This window comes from Nostoc sp. (genome assembly GCF_036917395.1).
Lineage (GTDB): Bacteria > Cyanobacteriota > Cyanobacteriia > Cyanobacteriales > Nostocaceae > Nostoc.
On sequence record NZ_JBALDI010000029.1, the window covers coordinates 95,094 to 115,616 of the forward strand.

At 42.5% G+C, this 20,523-nt stretch carries 19 protein-coding genes and 1 pseudogene; 9 read left to right on the plus strand and 11 right to left on the minus strand.

Going from position 1 to position 20,523, the window contains the following annotated elements:
* Window positions 1-734: 734 nt before the first annotated feature.
* From V7K46_RS11275 to fabI, 4 genes are all read right to left on the minus strand, one after another.
* Window positions 735-2,213 (minus strand): SLBB domain-containing protein, encoded by a 1,479-nt coding sequence (locus tag V7K46_RS11275; RefSeq protein ID WP_335113059.1) that lies wholly within the window; start codon window positions 2,211-2,213, stop codon window positions 735-737.
* 239 nt (window positions 2,214-2,452) lie between these two features.
* Entirely contained in the window at window positions 2,453-3,436 is a 984-nt protein-coding gene (locus V7K46_RS11280) for an ABC transporter ATP-binding protein (protein WP_335113061.1), read from the minus strand.
* A gap of 153 nt (window positions 3,437-3,589) precedes the next feature.
* Window positions 3,590-4,231 (minus strand): imidazoleglycerol-phosphate dehydratase HisB, encoded by a 642-nt coding sequence (gene hisB, locus V7K46_RS11285; protein ID WP_335113063.1) that lies wholly within the window; start codon window positions 4,229-4,231, stop codon window positions 3,590-3,592.
* Window positions 4,232-4,305: 74 nt separating this feature from the next.
* A complete protein-coding gene (gene fabI, locus V7K46_RS11290; protein WP_335113065.1) occupies window positions 4,306-5,082 on the minus strand; it encodes an enoyl-ACP reductase FabI in 777 nt (258 codons plus the stop codon).
* Window positions 5,083-5,462: 380 nt separating this feature from the next.
* On the opposite strand from fabI, the gene ntcA reads away from it, so the two are divergent.
* From ntcA to V7K46_RS11305, 3 genes are all read left to right on the plus strand, one after another.
* A complete protein-coding gene (gene ntcA, locus V7K46_RS11295; RefSeq protein ID WP_010998529.1) occupies window positions 5,463-6,134 on the plus strand; it encodes a global nitrogen regulator NtcA in 672 nt (223 codons plus the stop codon).
* 168 nt (window positions 6,135-6,302) lie between these two features.
* Window positions 6,303-7,793 (plus strand): DUF3084 domain-containing protein, encoded by a 1,491-nt coding sequence (locus V7K46_RS11300; protein ID WP_335113067.1) that lies wholly within the window; start codon window positions 6,303-6,305, stop codon window positions 7,791-7,793.
* Between the two features lie 145 nt (window positions 7,794-7,938).
* Window positions 7,939-8,394 carry a Holliday junction resolvase RuvX gene (locus V7K46_RS11305; protein ID WP_335113069.1) on the plus strand — a complete coding sequence of 152 codons (456 nt, stop codon included), beginning with the start codon at window positions 7,939-7,941 and terminating at the stop codon, window positions 8,392-8,394.
* 71 nt (window positions 8,395-8,465) lie between these two features.
* Here the strand turns inward: V7K46_RS11305 and V7K46_RS11310 are convergent, their stop codons facing one another.
* Entirely contained in the window at window positions 8,466-8,729 is a 264-nt protein-coding gene (locus V7K46_RS11310) for a DUF3146 family protein (RefSeq protein ID WP_069070640.1), read from the minus strand.
* A 314-nt stretch (window positions 8,730-9,043) separates the two neighbouring features.
* Between V7K46_RS11310 and V7K46_RS11315 the strand changes: the two genes are divergently transcribed.
* The 4 genes from V7K46_RS11315 to V7K46_RS11330 all read left to right on the plus strand — a co-directional run bounded on the left by V7K46_RS11315 (window position 9,044) and on the right by V7K46_RS11330 (window position 11,289).
* Window positions 9,044-9,910 (plus strand): aldo/keto reductase, encoded by an 867-nt coding sequence (locus V7K46_RS11315; protein ID WP_335113072.1) that lies wholly within the window; start codon window positions 9,044-9,046, stop codon window positions 9,908-9,910.
* 91 nt (window positions 9,911-10,001) lie between these two features.
* Window positions 10,002-10,553, plus strand: coding sequence for a GNAT family N-acetyltransferase (locus tag V7K46_RS11320; protein WP_335113074.1), 552 nt, complete (start codon window positions 10,002-10,004; stop codon window positions 10,551-10,553).
* Complete coding sequence (locus tag V7K46_RS11325; protein WP_442939831.1) at window positions 10,546-10,944, plus strand: DUF433 domain-containing protein; 399 nt, start codon at window positions 10,546-10,548, stop codon at window positions 10,942-10,944. The genes V7K46_RS11320 and V7K46_RS11325 overlap by 8 nt, the downstream gene beginning before the upstream one ends.
* A gap of 3 nt (window positions 10,945-10,947) precedes the next feature.
* A complete protein-coding gene (locus V7K46_RS11330) occupies window positions 10,948-11,289 on the plus strand; it encodes a DUF5615 family PIN-like protein (protein ID WP_335113076.1) in 342 nt (113 codons plus the stop codon).
* Between the two features lie 106 nt (window positions 11,290-11,395).
* On the opposite strand, the gene V7K46_RS11335 is transcribed toward V7K46_RS11330, so the two are convergent.
* Window positions 11,396-12,091, minus strand: coding sequence for a Crp/Fnr family transcriptional regulator (locus V7K46_RS11335; RefSeq protein WP_335113078.1), 696 nt, complete (start codon window positions 12,089-12,091; stop codon window positions 11,396-11,398).
* A gap of 2 nt (window positions 12,092-12,093) precedes the next feature.
* A complete protein-coding gene (locus V7K46_RS11340) occupies window positions 12,094-13,497 on the minus strand; it encodes an amidase (protein WP_335113080.1) in 1,404 nt (467 codons plus the stop codon).
* 208 nt (window positions 13,498-13,705) lie between these two features.
* Between V7K46_RS11340 and V7K46_RS11345 the strand changes: the two genes are divergently transcribed.
* On the plus strand, window positions 13,706-15,184 hold the full coding sequence (locus tag V7K46_RS11345; protein ID WP_335113082.1) for a hypothetical protein: 1,479 nt from the start codon (window positions 13,706-13,708) through the stop codon (window positions 15,182-15,184).
* 142 nt (window positions 15,185-15,326) lie between these two features.
* Here the strand turns inward: V7K46_RS11345 and V7K46_RS11350 are convergent, their stop codons facing one another.
* The 3 genes and pseudogenes from V7K46_RS11350 to V7K46_RS11360 form a co-directional block, all read right to left on the minus strand.
* Complete coding sequence (locus tag V7K46_RS11350) at window positions 15,327-15,452, minus strand: hypothetical protein (protein ID WP_335113084.1); 126 nt, start codon at window positions 15,450-15,452, stop codon at window positions 15,327-15,329.
* Between the two features lie 139 nt (window positions 15,453-15,591).
* Window positions 15,592-16,419: a type I methionyl aminopeptidase gene (map, locus tag V7K46_RS11355; protein WP_335113086.1), complete on the minus strand. Its 828-nt coding sequence runs from the start codon at window positions 16,417-16,419 to the stop codon at window positions 15,592-15,594.
* Between the two features lie 183 nt (window positions 16,420-16,602).
* Window positions 16,603-16,737 (minus strand): annotated as a pseudogene (locus V7K46_RS11360) (copper-binding protein); the annotation flags it as partial.
* A 33-nt stretch (window positions 16,738-16,770) separates the two neighbouring features.
* On the opposite strand from V7K46_RS11360, the gene V7K46_RS11365 reads away from it, so the two are divergent.
* Window positions 16,771-17,571 carry a Uma2 family endonuclease gene (locus V7K46_RS11365; RefSeq protein ID WP_335113088.1) on the plus strand — a complete coding sequence of 267 codons (801 nt, stop codon included), beginning with the start codon at window positions 16,771-16,773 and terminating at the stop codon, window positions 17,569-17,571.
* Between the two features lie 34 nt (window positions 17,572-17,605).
* Here the strand turns inward: V7K46_RS11365 and V7K46_RS11370 are convergent, their stop codons facing one another.
* Complete coding sequence (locus V7K46_RS11370; RefSeq protein WP_335113090.1) at window positions 17,606-20,431, minus strand: M16 family metallopeptidase; 2,826 nt, start codon at window positions 20,429-20,431, stop codon at window positions 17,606-17,608.
* Window positions 20,432-20,523 lie beyond the last annotated feature (92 nt).

The following is a 20,523-nucleotide window of genomic DNA, read 5'->3' on the forward strand; positions in this document are numbered from 1 at the left end:
TTGAGTAAGCGATCCGAAAGGCAAGCCAGTTCTATACCCTAGTCTTGTCTTATTTTATGGTCGAGGCGGCGCGTAGCTTGCTTGTCTGTAGGAGTACGAGAACGGCTATTCTCGGTAAACCAAAAGCTTTTTCTTTGGAATAAGAGACGCTTTGTGTAGCTTGCTTCTCTACAAGAGTACGGCTCTATCGTTTATTCTTGCCCTCAAAAGGCAGTACACGAGTTAATTTAATAGTCCCATTATGAATAAGAAAGTTATTTTTTATAGCAATCCAAATTAAATTTTAAGAAAATACGGAGATTGATTCTGAATACAGAATCAATGAGCGTGGGGGATTCAGACCCATTACTACGAAAGTTGACCACAAAACAAGAAAATTTGGTGGCAGAAACCCGTTTATTTATCCACCTTTCTTCTGACGGAGACGCTAACGCCTGCCGTAGGATGCCCGAACGCAAGAGTGTCTCCTGTCTTGAGAAGGGCTGTAGGGAGAAGACCGCGCTGCCTCACCAGTCGCACAGAATTCAATTCTGAATTCTGGCTCCTGACTCTTGACTCCTAAATTCTTTCTTGTTAAAAGTACGTAGTTATAAACTTTTCAGCTTTTTTCTCTCTCATCAATGATTAAGTAGGGTTATATTAACTCTTGACTATTAAGCTTTGACTCATAGATAGTGTAATTTGAGGGACAGAGGGGGTTGACCAACGCCCCCAATTCACATCTGTATCTTAAACTAGAGTCCGACCAAATTCAGAAGACTAAAGATAATACCTAGAGGTCCAGTTATAGTGCTTATGGTATCGCCAGTCTTAGCTGAACCAGATCGGTTGACTACCACAACATCATTATTACGGAGTATAGGATTAGTTTGCTCATTAATCCCAGCGGAGAAATCCACTTTTACTATCCGTTTAGTGACAGAACCATTAGGGTTAAGGCGAATCAAATCAACAGCCTTACTACTAGCTCTGGCATCATTAAATCCGCCAGCAGCAAGTATAGCTTGATTTAAAGAGCTATTCGGCTGAACGTCTGTTAAGCCTGGTCTTTTAACTTCGCCTACCACACCAACTTGAATGCGTGTAGGAGACAGAGTAGTGGTAGCTAATTGAGTAGCTTCTGCGGGGTTGATTTCAGTAGCCGTCGGAATAACAATTGTATCTCCGTCTTGCACAATGATGTCTTGATTGGCGTCACCACTCTGCAATAATTGCCAAAGATTAATATCTATAGCTTGTTCTGAGCCAGATCGTGTAGGTCGGCGTAGCCTGAGATTACGAACATCAGCCTGTGCTGTAATTCCCCCAGCTAGTTGAATTACCCGCGTCACATTTGGTAGACCAGCGGGATTGGCAGTGCCACTGTTAACGGTGTTAGGGGTTGCGTTCCCCTGAGCATCTGTGTTACCTGGAGTGACAAGATAGGAACCGGGACGGTTAACTTCACCAATAATTGTTACTGTGCGGGGTGTGGTTTGGCTGGCGGCAAAGTTAGCTGCAAACAGATTGCGGGATTCTGCCACGTTGAAGTTGGTTGCTGTTGGGACAACTATGGTGTCTCCATCCCGCAAGGTAACATCCTGTGATAATCTGCCTGTTTGAATGAGTTCCTTCAAATTGACACTGACGGCTTGCTCTGAGGAGCGTCCTATTTTACGCCGTAATTGAACTTGAGTCACATCCGCAGCCAGGGTTACCCCCTGTGCTGTTGTCAATGCAGTTAATACAGTGGGGTATTGTACGCCTGGATTATCTCCCGCGCCTCCGCTCAAGCTGAGAGTGTAAGCTCCTGGACGTGTCACCTCTCCAGCAACGAAAACATTAATGGGACGAGGCGATAACAAATTGATTGAGATTAAGGGACGTTTGAGGAAGCGAGCATATCTTCTAGCAATTTCGTCAGCAGCCTGTTCAGTTGTTAGACCGAGGACTGACACACTGCCAATTAAAGGCAGGTTGATTGCTCCACCTGGGGGAATTTGGTATTCACCTGTATATTCAGGTACTTCAAATACATTTACACGGATGCGATCGCCGCCTCCTAATGAATAATTAGTATCTATTTGTGTTTGTGTGGTTGGTGAAAGTGTAGTTGGTGGTAATGGTTGTCCCTGAGCTAGACTGATACATGGCATAGCGGCATTGACAGCAGTTAACAAAGCCACACCCACAACTGGCTGAGTTAGGAATTTAAACAAACTTCTGTTAAGCATATTTACTTGAGACTCTGAAACTACGATCAATAATGTACTGTCTAAACATTTTTATTTGGACTATACCTAAGTATTCAAGTTCCCCGACACTCTTATTTTCCTCGAAAAGTGTGATTTTCCGGAGGAAATTTGTTGATTGAATTTGAATTTTTAGTGAAGTTAATTTAAAGTTAACTCTGCTTGATAGATATAGCAATTTTAAACACCTAAAATTTTCTATTTGGCAATAAGCAACAAGACTAATTCAGGGAGTTATTTTTTGTTTCGATTTGTTGAATAAAAAACTCTTCTAGGGAGTAACGCGACAAATTCATGGCAATAATTTTACCCTCCATAAGACGAAGACTGGCGAGAAAATCATAGTAATCGTCTTGTAGTGTACCTTGCCAGGAACCATCTGGTTCAAATGTGAGAGTAGGTATCCATTTTTTGAGAATTTTCCAGTCACCACCTTGGCCTTTGACGTGATATGTGTTTTTAGTGCCTAAGAGTTCATTAAGGGAACCAGAGCAAATTAATTCACCTTGAGCGAGGATGGCAATGCGATCGCAAATCTGTTCTACTTCACTCAGAATGTGGCTGTTGAAAAAAATCGTCTTACCAGCGGCTTTTAGCGCCAGGATAATTTCCCGCATTTGGTAGCGTCCCACCGGATCAAGACCAGACATAGGTTCATCCAGAAAAACTAAATCTGGCTCATTAATTAATGCCTGTGCCATACCAACACGCTGTAGCATTCCTTTGGAATAGCGGCGCAGCAGCTTTTTACGGGCATCAGCTTGGGATAAACCCACTAATTCCAGCAGTTGGGGAATGCGTTGGCGTTGGACACTTTTGGGAATTTGGAATAGCCCAGCTGCTAGCTGCAAAAATTCCCAGCCAGTGAGATAGTCATACAAATAGGGATTTTCCGGCAGATAGCCGATATGTTGCTTAACATTGCGATCGCCTACTGGCTCACCCAATAATAATCCCCGTCCAGAGGTAGGACGAATAATTCCCAGCAACAATTTTAAAAGGGTGGTTTTACCCGCACCATTTGGTCCTAGCAACCCAAAGGTTTCGCCTTTGTAAACTGTTAAAGAACAGTTTTTGAGAGATACGATTTTTTGATTTAGCCAAAAACCAGTACGATAGACTTTTCGCAACTCAGAAGTTAGGACTACTGGCGGAGTCTCTGTCGGATTAAGTTGAGAATCAGGGTCATCTGCAACAGACTTCATCTCGATTAAATCGCTATTTACCAGCTTGGTATTAATTACAAGTTACCCGATAGGCTGATAATAACCATCACCATGCAGTGTGTCAATTATTGCAAACAGAGTAGCTGAATTAATACTGTAAATGTCAGTCCTGGTAAGTAATTCTGGCTAGCTTTACAAAACGCCCTTAGAACTGGGAATGACACCAGCCCGACGGGGGTCAATTTCCACTGCCAACCGGGTTGCCCTCGCAAACGCCTTAAATGTTGCTTCAATAATGTGATGGGAATTAATGCCATCCAGTTGCCGAATATGCAGTGTCATTTGGCTATGGTTCACCAGTGCCACAAAGAATTCGCGCACCAGTTGGGTATCATAGGTTCCTAGCCGCTGGCTAGGAATTTGCAAGCCGTAGCTAAGGTGAGGACGTCCGGAAAAGTCTAGCGCTATCTGAACTAAGGCTTCATCCAGTGGTGCAAGAAAATTACCAAAGCGGACAATGCCTTTTCTGTCGCCCAGTGCTTGGTTCAAAGCTTGCCCTAAGGTAATGCCTACATCTTCGTTGGTGTGGTGGTCATCAATTTCCCAGTCTCCCTTGGCTTGAACATCTATATCAATCAGCCCGTGGGAGGCAATTTGATGCAACATATGATCCAAAAACGGAATGCCAGTTGCTGCGGTGCAAGTTCCTCTACCATCCAGATTGATGGTAACTTGCACATCCGTTTCACCAGTGGTGCGGTGAACAGTGGCAATCCGAGGGGTTTTAGTTGACTGGTCGTAGCTTGAATTAACTTGGCGATTGGTTGTTTGCATGGGGAGTGGAAAAAGTTACAAGTTAGGAGTTATGAGTTATGAATTTTTAACTCCTAACTCCTCACTTTATCGCGTCACATTCCCATAATTTCATATCCTGCATCTACATACAAAACTTGTCCGGTAATACCGCTGGACAAATCACTACATAAGAAAGCCGCAGCATTGCCCACTTCTAACTGAGTAACGGTGCGTCGTAAGGGAGCTATTTCTTCTACATGATGAATCATATCCAAAATTCCACCCACTGCTGAAGATGCCAAAGTACGGATGGGACCTGCGGAGATGGCATTGACGCGGATATTTTGCGGTCCTAGTTCAGCGGCTAGGTAACGCACACTAATTTCTAACCCCGCCTTGGCAACTCCCATAACGTTATAGTTAGGGATTGCCCTGACACCGCCTAAATATGTCAGGGTGACAATACTACCTCCGTCTGTCATCAAAGGTTTAGCTGCGCCACTTAACTGCACCAGCGAGTAGGTACTGATTTCTAAGGCGGTGTTGAAGCCTGAACGAGAGGTTTGGCTAAAATCTCCACTCAAATCATCTTTGCTAGCAAAGGCAAGACAATGGATGAGGATGTCTAACTTCCCCCACTGATCACGAATTGTCTCAAAAGTAGATTGAATCTGTTGATCATTTTGGACATTACAGGGAAGAAATAAGCTGGGGTTGAGGGGTTCTACCAATTCCGCAACTTTTTTCTCCATCTTGCCGCGTTCATCCGGCAGGTAGGTAATACCCAGATTTGCTCCGGCTTTATGCAGCTGTTGGGCGATGCCCCAGGCGATCGAGCGGTTATTGGCAATACCTGTAACAAGAGCATTTTTTCCAGTCAGATTCAGCATATAAATTGTTAATGCGATCAATCATTAGGAGCATACTAGAATCTGAGGCACGTTTTGTCTTTGTTTTACACAGGAGTTGCAAAAATGAATATTGGTAAGGGTGTTTCCTGTGACAAAATTCTTGATTTTTCCTAAAGATATTCTCAAGATATCTTTATTTGTTCTTTAAAAAACCCTTTTTAATACTGCTATTGTAACTACTTATCAAGAACTAGTAGCTGAAAGGATCAACAATTATGTATCATTATAAACAAAGAGTTATGAAGCGATTAGTTTGAGTATAGGAAAGTACAGAAAGGTTGACGGTGCTTTATTCATTTTTCAGGTGTATTCTTAGGTAATCAGTTTTTTTTTTTCCGGCATTGGGTAGGGGAAGGGAGATGATCGTGACACAAGATAAAGCCCTAGCAAATGTATTTCGTCAGATGGCGACCGGGGCGTTTCCGCCAGTTGTGGAAACGTTTGAACGCAATAAAACGATCTTTTTTCCTGGCGATCCTGCCGAACGAGTTTATTTTCTTTTGAAAGGTGCTGTTAAACTTTCCAGGGTGTACGAGGCAGGAGAGGAAATAACGGTAGCACTGCTGCGAGAAAATAGTGTTTTTGGTGTATTGTCTTTGCTGACAGGAAATAAGTCGGATAGGTTTTACCATGCGGTTGCATTTACCCCTGTGGAATTACTGTCAGCACCAATTGAACAAGTGGAGCAAGCACTCAAGGAAAATCCAGAATTATCAATGTTAATGCTGCGAGGTCTGTCTTCGCGCATTTTACAGACAGAGATGATGATTGAAACTCTCGCTCACCGAGATATGGGTTCCAGGTTGGTGAGTTTTTTGTTAATTCTTTGTCGGGATTTTGGGGTTCCTTGTGCAGATGGGATCACTATTGATCTGAAGTTATCTCATCAAGCGATCGCAGAAGCAATTGGTTCAACTCGTGTTACTGTCACTAGGCTACTGGGGGATTTGCGTGAAAAAAAGATGATTTCTATCCACAAAAAGAAGATTACTGTGCACAAACCTGTTACCTTAAGTAGGCAATTCACATAAATGCAATTGGAGAAAGGGGAATTGGCGCGTGTTGTATTTTGAAAAATGACACTAATAGCTAGAGGTAAATCTAAAATTGAGTAATTTCTGCTATTGCCAATTTCCACTTCTTTCCAGACAATGGTTAAAAGTAGTAGGCTGTATCTGGAAGGATTTCGGTAGCTAAAGATGACCACCGGATACATCCTCATCGCAGCAATTTTAATTCTGGGAGGCGTAATTGCAACCGTGGGCGATCGCATCGGCACACGAGTTGGCAAAGCCCGCCTCTCACTTTTTAATCTTCGTCCGAAAAACACTGCTGTACTGGTAACGATTTTTACGGGTGGTTTGATTTCAGCATCAACTTTAGGGATTTTATTCGCTGCCGATGAAGGCTTGCGAAAGGGAGTCTTTGAATTAGAGGATATTCAAACAGACCTTAGGCAGAAGCGGGAACAGCTAAAAACCGCAGAAACTCAGAAAAGTCAGGTAGAGAGTGAGCTAAACCAAGCAAGAATTGCCCAAGCAAAAGCACAACAAGACTTGCAGGTAATCAATCAATATTTGCAGGCGGCGAATGCCAAACAACGCCAAACACAAGCTCAGTTGAATCGCACCATTAATCAACAAGCTCAAACTCAAACTCAACTCCAACGCACTCAAGGTCAGCTAGAACAAGTTGTAACTCAGTACCAAAAAGCCATAGCTGAACTCCAAAGCGTTTACAATCAGAGAAAGGAGCTACAGGCGGCAGTTGGACTACTGAAGACAGAACGTCAACGACTGTACGCTGAAGCTAAAAAAGCCATTGACGAAGCCAAAACAGCGATTGAAAAACGCGATCGCGAACTTGCTAACCGTCAAGAAGCGATAGAAGTGCGCGATCAAAAAATCGTCCAACTCGATCAACTGATTCAAAAGCGGAATGTAGAAATTACGGCGCGAGAGCAAGTGATTGCCACACGGGAATCGCGCCTCAAAGAATTGGAAGCACAACAGGAGCAACTAGAAATGGAAGTTGCAAGGCTGGAAAAATATTATCAGTCTTACCGCGACCTGCGTCTAGGTAAGCTGGCCTTAGTTCGCGGTCAAGTTCTGTCTGCTGGTGTAGTTCGTGTTACCCAAGCTGCTGCTGCAAGCCTTGCAGTGATACAACTTTTACAAGAAGCCAATCGCAACGCTAACCTCGAATTAAGTGAGCCTGGTGCAAATCCTGCAAATGTAGAGCTACTGCGCGTGACCCAGGATAGGATTGAGCAATTAAGCAAGCAGATTGGCGATGGTCAAGAATACGTGGTGCGAATTTTCTCGGCTGGTAATTACGTCAGGGGAGAAAAGCAGATCGAATTTTTCGCTGATACAGCCCGAAATCAATTGGTTTTTTCGGGAGGCGCAGTGCTGGCCACAACTACTACTGATTCCAAAACCATGACATCCTATCAGTTACAGCAGCGGCTGGAAATACTGATTTCTGCTTCCCAATTTCGGGCCCGGAACGCCGGAATTGTGGAAAATGTCCAAGTAGAAGGGACTTTTCTGCGCTTTGTAACCCAATTAAGACAGTATAATCAACCATTGGAAGTCAAAGCGATCGCAGCAGAGGACACTTATACAGCCGGACCATTGAGAGTAAAATTAGTGGCAATAGTAAACGGACAAATCATTTTTAGTACTTAAAAAATAAAAAAATATTTGCACACTGTTATTAGTAAGATTTAAACATATTTGAACAGCAGCTAAAATACTTGCTGCAATTGCATTTCTTCTCTACGAGATGCTATGCGAATATTTCTAATTCTTAATTTTTAATTTTTAATTTCTTATGATTTCCCGTGAATTTTCACCAACGCAACCAGTCATTTTGGGGTTTGATCCAGGTCGAGATAAGTGTGGTTTAGCGGTGATGGGACTGGATCGGCAACTGCATTATCATCAGGTCGTGCTAGCAAAAGAGGCGATCGCTACCATTGAGACACTGCGTCAAAAGTTTCCGATTTCCTTGATGGTCATGGGCGACCAAACTACAGCCAAGCAGTGGAGACAGCAATTATATCAGGAATTGACAGAACCGCTGAATATTATTTTAGTGGATGAGCGCTACACAAGCTTAGAAGCACGCGATCGCTATTGGCAAATGTTCCCGCCCAAAGGGCTAATAAAGTTATTGCCGCAGGGTCTGCGACAGCCACCAAGACCGATAGATGACATTGTTGCCATCCTCTTAATCGAAAGATACTTAAATCGCCTCACGGAATCAGCAGTGAGGAGTTATGAGTGAGGAGTTATGAGTTAGGAATTAATATCTTCACAACTCCAAACTCCTAACTCTTAACTCTTAACTCATAACTCCTAAAGTTCCGCCCGAATAGTGAAAGCATAGTCTCCTCCAGGCTCTAGCTGGTAATCTTGTTGCTCCAAGAATCGACCGAGGGGTTCTTTGATTAAGGCACGGCCTTGAGAAGGCTTGACGGCAAGTTCTCCCCGGCGAAAATGCCACTGGAAATGCCACTCAAACTCACCCGCACTCACTTCGCCTTCAAGGAAGCCGTGTTGCCAGGATTGGCGAGTAATTCTGACATGGGCAATGGTTTCTGGCAGACGTTTTGCACTCACAATGCTTTATGTCAAGTGTGGAATAACAGCCGATCGTGTAGGCTACTTATTTTATTTACCAAACATAGCTTAATTAAACAAACTGACAAAGTGGGTATTTGTAGTTAACTAGGTTGTGTTAATAAGCAAAACGACTTCGGTATCTTGAAGTCGCAGTTATAACCCAAGACAGTTCATACCATTAAGTAGAGTATTCCCTTCATAGCCCATTCACTTATCGCCAAATCTAAGTACTAGGGAAGATTTCTGATGAATCGTTAAAAAAGCTTTGGCTAGCTGGTACATAATTGGGGCAGAAAGCTATAGCTAGATGCATGGAAACCAAACAGCTAGGAAAAACTGGTATTTTTGTGAGTGCGATCGGTTTGGGTGGTATGCCCATGTCAATTTCTAATCGCCCTCCCGAATCGCAATCAATCCAAGTTATTCATCAGGCCTTGGATGTGGGTATTACATTTATTGATACTGCCGACTCTTACTGCAAAGATGAGTCAGAAAAGCACCACAACGAGCAATTAATTCACAAGGCACTTAGTAGTTACAAAGGTGATGTTAGCCAAGTAATTGTGGCAACTAAGGGCGGTTTGATGCGTCCCAATGGCAACTGGACAAGCAACGGCAACCCAGAACATTTACGCGAAACAATTCGAGTTAGTTTTGAGGCGTTGGGTGGTGCTAAACCTATCGATGTTTGGCAATACCATTCTCCCGATTCTAATTACACCATTGAAGAATCCCTTACACCAGTTAAAGAAGCAGTGGAGGCTGGTTTGATTCGGTTTGTGGGAGTTTCTAACTTTTCCGTTGAACAAATTAAGCGGGCGCGGGATGTGGTAGATATTGTCTCGGTGCAGAATCAATACAGCCCTTGGCAACGACAGCCAGAAAAAGATGGCGTGTTGAAGTATTGCGAACAGCAAGGATTGACCTTTTTGCCTTGGAGTCCCTTTGGTGGTAGGCGTCGCCATCAGGACTTGCAAGATATCCCCGCGATCGCTCAGTTAGCTAAAGAAAAAGGCGTGTCTGTGTATAATATCGTTTTGGCGTGGTTGCGTTCCAAATCGCCTGCTATTTTGCCAATTCCTGGTGCTAGCAAGATTTCCAGCATTGAAGACTCAGCACAAGCTATAAATGTGAAACTATCTGATCAAGAAGTGCAAAAAATTGATCAGGCAACTTAATCATTCCACTAGCTTACGTAGATTTAGCAGGCTGCAAAATGTAAAAGTTAAAATTCCTAGATTGCCTGCACTCAGCGCATAGAGAAAAGACATGATCTTAGAAACACACCGCTTGCTAATGCGTGACTTTATAGAGGCAGACTGGCAGGCGGTTTTTGCCTATCAATCTGATCCTTTGTACTTGCGTTACAACGATTGGACGCACCGCACACAAAAGGATGTTTGCGAGTTTATCCAGATATTTATTGAGCAGCAAAAAGAGCAACCACGGACAAAGTTTCAGTTAGCTGTTGTCCTCAAAGAAGAAAATTGGCTTATTGGCAATTGTGGTATTCGTGTAAACGACCGGGAAATGCAGGAAGCAAATATCGGTTATGAACTAAATACTCAGTATTGGGGACAAGGTTATGCAACAGAAGCAGCACAGGCAATTTTAAAGTTCGGCTTTGAAGAACTAGGAATGCATCGTATCTGGTCTTGGTGTGTTGCAGAGAATGTTGCTTCTGTAAGGGTATTAGAAAAAATTGGTATGCTTCGTGAGGGTCATCTGCGGGAAAAAGAGTTAATCAAAGGTAGATGGTACGACAACTTTCTTTACGCTATTCTTGTCCACGAGTGGAAAGCATCGCGGCTTTATGTTTAGTTTTAGTTGGGGAACAAATAAAATTGTAAATGTAGCCTGGGAAAACATTAGAGGATTTACATCCGTGACACTCAAAGACTTAGAACAACAACTTCTTGCCCTCAATCCTGGTGAAAAATTGCAGGCTATTCAGTTACTTGCTCAAAGTCTAGGTAGCAATTGGCAAGGAATTGAGAAAACCCCCAGAGTCTGTGGTGGAGATGCTCGCATTGCTAAAACTCGTATTCCCGTCTGGGTACTTGTGGAAGCTCGTCGTCTTGGATATAGTGATGCTGACCTTTTGACGAGTTATCCAACCATTACAACTAGAGATTTAACTAATGCTTGGGGATATGCAGAAGCTTATCCCGATGAAATTGAACTAGCGATTGAACGAAATGAGGTAGCCTAGTTAATGGCACGCTTTTACGCGGATGAGCAGTTTCCGCTTCCAGTTGTGGAACTATTACGCACTTTGGGGCATGATGTTTTGACAGTTCAGGAAGCAGGAAATGCACAACGAGGCATACCAGATGAGGAAGTGCTGGGATTTGCAACTAGCCAGGAACGCTCGATTTTAACTATCAACAGGGATGATTTTATTCGCTTGCATCGTCGAAATTCTAATCATTTTGGTATTATTGTTTGCACTAACAATCGTAATTGGCAGCAGCTTGCATCCCGAATAAATGAGGCTGTGACAGCAGAAGAATCGTTGCAAGGAAAACTAATTCGTGTGGTACGTCCAGTCACTTAAAAAGGTTTTGCTGGAACCGCGCAAACTTGAGACATTTATCTGTATTCTCTGGTAATCTTTTGTAAAAATCCAACCGAATTATTATAGAGCAGATTATTTAATATGTTCAGGTAGTACCAGAAGCGATCGCATCCAATTTCTCAGCATCAAGGATTATAATCGTCCCACCCCGACGATAGGCAATTACTGACTTGAGACTTTTAATTAACCGCACACATTCTTCGTAAGTAATGCCGCTACTCCGAGCCATACGATAATAAGATAATTTCACTTTTAAACACTCGCCTTGTGGACTCGAATCAGTTCCCGATTCGGCAGCAAAATATTGAATTAACCTGGCAAGACGAACAATAGCTCTTTCAGAAACTAATCCGTGGACTGTTTCATGTAATTGCTGAATCCGACTGTTAAAAACCATCAGCATTCGTAATGCAATTTCCGGATTTTGCCCAATAGCTTTTAATAAAGCATCTCGCTCTACAGTCAGAATCTCACAATCAGATTCAGCAGTCACAGTTGCTGGAGAAATTCCATTTCCTAATAAAGCTGGAGCCGCAAAAATTTCTCCAGCAGCTAAGGCGCGGAGAATCGTTTCTTTCCCCGTCATTGCTGTTTTGGTAACTTGAATTGATCCACTGACAACAGCATAGAGTTTTGCTGGTAAGCGATCGCTCTCATGCAGAATAATCTCTCCTTTGCGATAGCGTTGCACCTGAGTGGAAGATTGCAAATTTACTTTGTCTGCTGTTTCTAAACCTGAAAACACAATAATTTGTGAAAGTTGTTCCAGGGATGCCTGCATGATTAGCCTGATATTGCAAAGGCTGGACGATGATGAATCCAAGGGTTAGCCGCTTCTAATTGTGCTGCTAGGCTGATCAGGGTAGCTTCAGCCGCAGGTTTGCCAATTAGCTGCACACTCATGGGTAAACCCTTACTATCGAAGCCTACAGGAATTGCGATCGCAGGTTGTCCAGTTGCATTAGCAGGTGGACAAGGGGCAACCCATTCAATAATATTTTGGAATGTCTCTTCTGGACTCAGCGAAGCCCATTCCCCAACGCGGATAGGTGAATGTAGATAAACTGGCAATACCAGCACATCCACGGTGTCGAAAAACGCCACAATCTGCCGTGCCACTATCTGCATTTGGGAAACTGCTTGCAGGTATTCTGCAACAGAACCTGTACGGGCAAATAGCCAGCGATTCAATGGCTGCAAGGCTTCAACAGGAAGTCCTGACGCAGCCACCCCAGCTTGCCAAACCATTTGAAATGGTTCAACTAAACCACTAAAATCCGGGGATTTCTGTTCAACTTGGTGACCAAGTTGTTCTAATAACTCGACTGTTTGGCGGACACCTTGCTGACAGTTGGCGTCAGCTTCTCCCAAAGGAGAAATGCTAGTGTCAAAGGCAATTCGCAAAGCACCGAGTTTTGTCTGAGTGGCGGCGAGAAATGATGGTTCGGGATCGGGCAACCAGTAAGGATCGCCTGTGACATAGCCAGATATGGCATCCAAAAGGGCAGCAGCATCAGCGACACTCCGGGCGATTGGGCCGTTGGCGGCAATTCCAGCCAGGCGTTCGCCTACGGGTGCTTTACTCACTCTGCCCCTGGATGGTTTTAGTCCCACCAAACCACAACAAGCCGCAGGCCCCCGAATTGAACCACCGCCATCAGAACCTTGAGCGATCGCACACAATCCCGCTGCTACCGCCGCCGCTGCGCCACCACTAGAACCGCCAGGGGTGTATTCTAAATTCCACGGATTTATAGCTGGGGGAAAACCCGTAGGTTCACTGTATGGCAATGAACCTAATTCGGAAGTGGCTGTTTTACCGAGAATAGTAAACCCAGCTTGCTTAATCCGCGTCACAACGCCATCATCATAGTTAGGGATATTGTTCAATAATGCCGGATTTCCAAAAGTACAGGTAACACCTGCTACAGCATTGAGGTCTTTAATCGAAATCGGTACCCCAAAAAATGGCGGTAATTCGGAGGTAGTTGTCAATAATTCTGTTTTGGCTTTGGCATCTGCGATCGCTAGTTCTGCCGTTACCGTAAAATAACTTCCTAATTGGGGATTTAACTGCCCAATCCGTTTTAAATATATTTCCACCAACTCTAGCGGTGATACTTCCCGGCGACGAATTAATTGCGCCAACTCTAGTGCTGGGGTAAACGCTAAATCAACTTCATTCATAAGTTAGTGAATGGGTAATTTTGGCTTTCTCTGGAATTTTGAAACTTCAATTGTTACTTTAGCAGGATTTCCGGGAACTATACATTTTATAACTCCTGAGATATGTCACTCACAAAGGAAGCACAGATGCAACAGGCGTGGTTATGTTCTTACTCAAGCCATTTTAATTGTTCCGTATAAACTTTAAACAAATCCCTAAGGGGTATTTATGGCTAACCTAGAAATACTTGTTAGTGAATTGCCAACACTGATTCAGAGTCTCAAACTGACTATTGGCGATTCTAATCAAATCATGGAACAAATTATCCTGATCAATAATGCTCAGGAACAACTACGGAATCTTAAAAAATTAATTGCTCAGGAATTGAAATTTGAGAACATCAACAATTCTGCGATCGCTACACTTCCTCGAATAGGTACTGTAGCTAGTTTGTTTATACCTAGTGTTGGGTTAGTATATCCAGCTATAGCAGAAAAATTTGGCAACTCAAAAACTCAAATTTCATTAACTGATTTACAATCAAAAATTGATGGTTGGATTGAATGGGGTTATTTTTTACAGGCAATAGCTACTGATATTCTCAGTGATGTTCAGTTAGTCAATCAAATAAATTCTGATATTAATCATCTCAGTCTCTGCGCCAACTTTCAGGTAATTACTGAAAACTTAAAGATTAACTTATATTTGGAAAATTCTCATCTGTTAGAGCATCAAATTCAAAATATCAGTAATTATCAAAATGAATTATTACAGTTGCAACAAAAGTTAAATTATATTTTTAACACGATGAAAAATAGTCGTAGCTTATTAAATATTTTATTAGGAGTGTCTGCTTTTTGTGGCAAATCGGGCTTCGTCTTAGAATGGTTAGATGATGACCACGAATTAATTATATCGAGTGATGGTAAATTTCAAGAATTGACAGATATTCTGAATGATTGTGATTTTTTCCAAGAACAAATTGTTGCTTTAATTATTCAGGGTGACACTTTAAGGGAACAGGCAGAACAAGCCCTAAAAAAGATTGAACAGGAAAATAGTAAAGAAGCAATTATTAGCCAGCATGTAGAAATAGTACCATATTCGACGCAAAAAATAGTCTGTTCGGCTTTGCTGATCGCCTCAAGTTTATTAATCTTAGGTTTTGGTAGTTGGAAAATTCAAGAGCAAAGTCTAAGTTTAACTCAAGAAGGAAGTGCGATCGCCCCAGAGGTTGGCGCAGCCATCGCTAACTTTAAATCTGCTCAAAAACTTGGTATGGAGGCTGCTTCTCTGGTTCAAAATCCACCGCATCCTCTACAAGTCTGGCAACAAGCACAAAACAAATGGCGTCAGGCAATAAATTTGTTAGATAGTATTCCTAATGAAACATCAGTTTATAACCAGGCAAAGAATAAATTGGCTTACTATCGGATTAACTATAAATTTATCAGTCAAAGAGTCTTAATTGAAAAGAAAGCCTTAGCAAACTTAGAATCAGCCCAAAAACTAGCAATAGAAGCTAATTTATTTGGACAAAATTCATCTCATTCGCTAATAATTCGGCAGCAAGCACAAGATAAATGGCAACAAGCAATCAATTTATTAAAAGCTATTCCAGAGAATACGTCTGTCTCTATACAAGCTGAAGAAACACTTCCTATTTATAAAACTAACTATGCAGCTATCAGTCAAATAAGTAGGTAGGCGGGAAAATTTATAACTATGTGATTGCGTTGGCGTAAACCTTCCCGTTGGGTACGTAATGAAAGGAAGTGAAGCAATCACAAGAACTTCTAGCTTTTTACATTTTGTTACATAGTTAGGTTTATTTATGCTTATAGCAGTCCTAAATCATTTGTAAAAATAAATTAACCGCAGAGGCACAGAGGAGGGCAGTTGCATGGGCGGGTTTCCCGACTTGAGCAAACTGCCCGTAGCGCAGAGAGAAGAATTGGAGATTTTCACGACTCATTTAGGATTGCTATATTTACTTAATCTAAAATTAAAAAATAGACTATAGTAATCTTATTTTATTTGCAAGAATTGCAAGTTGCAGATCCCCGACTTCGTAAAAGTTGTCGGGGATCTGGTTTCTCGTAGTCCTGACACGACTAAACCTTAGAACGGTCAGTCAAAATCTCATAACCAGTCTCTGTTACCAACACTGTATGCTCAAACTGAGCCGATAAAGAATTATCCACAGTGACTGCTGTCCAACGGTCAGATAATGTCCGGGTGTGTCTAGAACCGGCATTTAAAATTGGCTCAATTGCCAGCGTCATCCCCGCACGGAGTTTAACATTTGGCATCTCGCGGGTCCGGTAGTTGAATACTGAAGGTTCTTCGTGCAGGTTACGACCGACACCGTGTCCAGTGAATTCTTCGACTATACTAAAGCCGTTAACTTTCACATGGTCTTCAATTGCTCCAGCTAGGTCAAGCAGGTAGACGCCAGCCTTTACTTGTTCAATGCCTTTATATAAAGCTTCTTCTGCTACGCGAATTAATTTAGCAGCTTCTTGCGTCACTTCACCAACAGCAATTGAAATACAAGAATCACCATGAAAGCCTTGGTAATAAGCGCCCGTATCTACTTTTAATACATCCCCTACGCGAATCACTTTCTTGGGACTAGGAATGCCATGTACTGCTTCATTGTTAATGCTGGAACAGATAGAACCTGGAAAACCATGATATCCTTTAAAACTCGGTGTTGCACCCATTTGGCGGATACGTTTTTCTGCATAAGCATCCAAATCAGCTGTAGTCATTCCTGGCTTTACTAGCTCAGAAATTTCTTTTAGGACAGTTGCCACAATTATCGCTGATTGCCGCATGATTTCAATTTCACGCGGCGATTTAATTTCAATTCCTCGGCGCTGTTTTTTCGATGTTGCAGGCTGAGTTGTTTGAGGAAGTAAGTTACTGAAAATGTTCATAGGAAATTAATAATTACTGATGGCTCTGCCGCTGAAGTATCAATGCTTTCTCTAGATTACTTGAGAAATAATATCTATATTTAAGTTATTTCAATTCCTGATAATGATTCTTCCGGTTTAGCCCCTAACGTATATAGAATAACATATTCGCGTACTCCTGATGTGTTGGACTTGAGTTCCAGTGTCATGGATGGCTGCTTTAATTTCTACTTTCCCCGCTTCGACTTTTTGCGTCCAGATGTCATCGGCAAAATCTTTGGCGGTAAAATAGCGTTTCAGTTGACTAAGATTAGTTAACCGCAACTGATAGCATTTACCAATATAATTAATCAATTTCCTGCCAAACTCCTTATGACTTCCTCTCCTTCCTTTATCCCTCAATCTGACCCTCCCCTTCCTCCTTGGGAAACCCTACCAACGATGTATGATTTACCGAGTGATAACCCAGAGGAACCAGGTTTGCCAGACGATTTTCACTTTTTACAGCCTTTACTTTTATACTTAACTTTTCAACCCACTATCTGGAATCCAGAATTAGTTTACAGCGCTGCTGACCTTAATCTTTACTATGATCTCCAGCATCCTTTATGGTATAAGCGCCCAGATTGGTTTGGTGTGGTAGGAGTATCAAAACTCTACAAAGGGGAGGACTTGCGTTTAAGTTATGTAACTTGGCAAGAACCAGCAAATCCCTTTGTGGTAGTGGAATTATTATCTCCAGGTACAGAAGCGGAAGATTTAGGCATGAAAAACAACGCAGCCCATAAACCTCCCAGCAAATGGGAAGTTTATGAACGAATTCTGCGGATTCCCTACTATATTGTTTTTAGTCGCTATACTGATGAACTCCAAGCTTTTCAGCTAGTAGGCGGTCACTATGAACCGATGAATTTGACTGAGGGACGTTTACCAATGCCAGAGTTGGGTTTAAGTTTGGGATTATGGCAGGGGTCATTTCAAGATATTCCCAAGTTATGGTTAAGGTGGTTTACCTTAGCAGGAGAATTAATTCCACTAGCTACAGAAGAAGCGGTTACGGCTAAACAAGAAGCGGCTCAAGCAAGACAAGAAGCGGCTCAAGCAAGAGAAAAGGCAGAACAATTAACAGAACGTTTGCGTCAGTTAGGCGTGAATCCTGATGAGCTAGATTAATTGTTGTCATTTGTCCCAATTCCCCATTCCCCAATTAGCGAATATTTTTCTCTGCTAATACAGATGGCCCAGCAGTAACGACGACGATTTGATCTGGGTGGAGTAACTCACGAGCCGCTTGATTAACTTGGTCAAGAGTGACTTTCTGGATTTTATCAGTGAAGGAGTGCAATTCTCCTTTATCTAGTCCGTACACCTCATTCATCAGAATTTTATCTGTTAATTCTTCTGGGTTTGCCAGGGAAACGTTGTAGTTACTGATGAAGGTGCGTTTAGCTGTTTCTACTTCCAGGGCAGTGACACCTTGTTGATGGATTTGCTGTAGTATTTGGCGGGTGCTAGCGATCGCTTTACTGCTATCTTCTGGACTAGTTTGCATCTCAATCACAAATGTCCCTGCATTTTTCCCGGCTTGGAAGGAGCTATAAATTCCATAACTCAAACCTTGGCGATCGCGCACTTCTGCACCTAGTCTACTAGATAGGGTATCGCCTCCCAAAATCTGGTTCAATATTAAGGCTGCATGAAACCGAGGATCATAACGGTTAATACCTGTGTAACCCATATAAGTAACAGCTTGGGCTTTACCTGGTAAGACTGGGTTGACACTCACTATTTTCTCCGGCATTGATACCGTGGGATATTTTAATGTGGGTGCTTGGCCGCTAACTTCCCAGTCACCAAACTTATTTTTAATCAGCGATCGCACAATGTCTAGATCAAAATCTCCCACCAGCGCTAGCACTGTCGTGTCTGGACGATAATGTTTGGCTTTGAAATCAATCACATCCTGGCGCTGAATCTGCTGTAAACTCTCCTCTGTGGGAAAAGTATGTAAAGGATGTTTTTTCGGGTAAATTGACTGAACAAATATTCTTCGGGCTATTTCTGATGGCTCATCTAATTCCAGTTGCAGATCAGTTAAAGTTTGTTGGCGATGCAATTCCAATTCTTTGACTGGAAAGGTACTATTTTTCACAACATCTGCCAATATCTCCAGGATTATCGGCAAATCAAGAGCTAAACTATCACCTTCGATATGTACACCTTCGCGGTAGGTTTGAAAGTTTAGACTCACTCCTCGTTCTGCCAATACTTTGGCAATAGTTAAGACATCCTTGCTCTTAGTACCATTGAGCAAATTATCTGCGACAAAAGCAGCTAGTCCAGCTTGATCATCTGGATCAAATTCCGTCCCAGCTTGAATGTGTCCGCTCAGGGTAACAGTAGGAGTACTATTATCTGGTAACAGTAATATCCGCAGTCCGTTAGTAAATTTGAATTCCTGTAGTAATACTCGTGCGATTGCATCTCTAGCCAAATCCACAGGCGGTAAGTATTTCGCAACCTCAGAAGGAAGCACGGGTACGCCAGGAGAGAAATTCTCTGTAGTTTGGGCTGAGTCTGGTTTGTCACCAACTCCTATTATCCGCTTCTGAGTTGGTTCAAAAAAGCCTGCTATCCGGGCTTCTTTTGTCAGGTATTTGTTAATCACAGCAACAACATCCATCGGCTTCACCAGACGGACAGCTGCCAAATAACGGTCTGTGTAGCGATAATCACCAGCAGTTGTCTCATCATTGCCCAATCGCATTGCTTGAGAGGTGATATCACGGTTACTCAAAATTACATCTGCTGTTAATTGAGTTTTAGCTCGTTCTACTTCCTCAGATGTCACACCTTTTTCTGCTACATTAGCGATCGCACTACTCAACACTGAGTCAATTTTTTTCAAATCTTGTTTAGATCCAGCCGTCACCAACACCTCATACCAGCCAGATTCTCGCAAACTGGTAACGGATGCTGTAACTTCACTAGCTAAACCTGATTCCACTAATGCCTGATAAAGTCTAGAATTCCGTCCCTCTGTCAAGATGTAATCCATCACATCCAGCGCAGGCACATCCGGTTGATTCACATCCGGTAGCGGATACACTGCTTGCAATAGCCGCCCTGCTCCCGGTTCTCGCAACACTATGGGAGTCCTGAGTGAGGTAGATGGGGTAAAAGTATTTTTACTCCTAACTCCTAACTTCTCACTCCTCACTTTCTTCGGGAGTTTGCCAAACACCTCTTTAATTGTTTCCAGGGTATTTGCAGTTTGAAAATCTCCAACAATCACTAAGACGGCATTATCAGGACTGTAAAAATTACGGTAATATTTTTGTACCTGCTCAACTTCAAATTTCTCGACATCAGCTTTGGTTCCACCTACAGGCAACCCGTAAGCATGATTGGGAAACACCGCCTGCATGACGGCACGGTTGAGGCGATATTCTGGGCTATTTTCGTAACCCTGCAACTCGGAAATTACTACTCGCTTCTCACTCGCTAGTTGTTCTGGCTCAATTTGGGAATTTTGCATTCTGTCTGCTTCTAGCACCAAGAGCGCTTTCAGCTTATTTGGTTCTACAGTACCATAATATGCAGTTTGGTCATAGCTGGTGAAAGCATTAGAATCACTACCTAAAGCACTAAACAAACGGCCAAATTGAATCGGACGATTTAGAGTACCTTTAAACATCATGTGTTCTAACTGGTGAGCAATACCATTCACGCCCGGTTCTTCGTCGCCTGAGCCAACCTTGTACCATACCTGTACCGTCACCACTGGCGCGGTATGTACTTCCTTTGTCAGAACAGTTAAACCATTCTCCAGCACTGTCTTGCGGACGTTTTCTGTCAGTGTTGAGGGCATTATTGTTTTTGCTAGCAAGGTTGAGTGGTATTTTTCTTTGTTAGATATAGCTGCATGTTGGCTATGAACAGGTTGATCGCTTAACAAAAAAACCGCTACTAGCCATAAGCTTAAAAGTAATAACGGCAAGGGATATTTATAAAATCTGGAAAATCCATACATGTATTTAGCAGATATATCTGTAAATTAAGTTACATAGTTATTTTGGAGAGTGACCATAGTTTAATCTGATAATAAAATCTGTTACTTCGGTA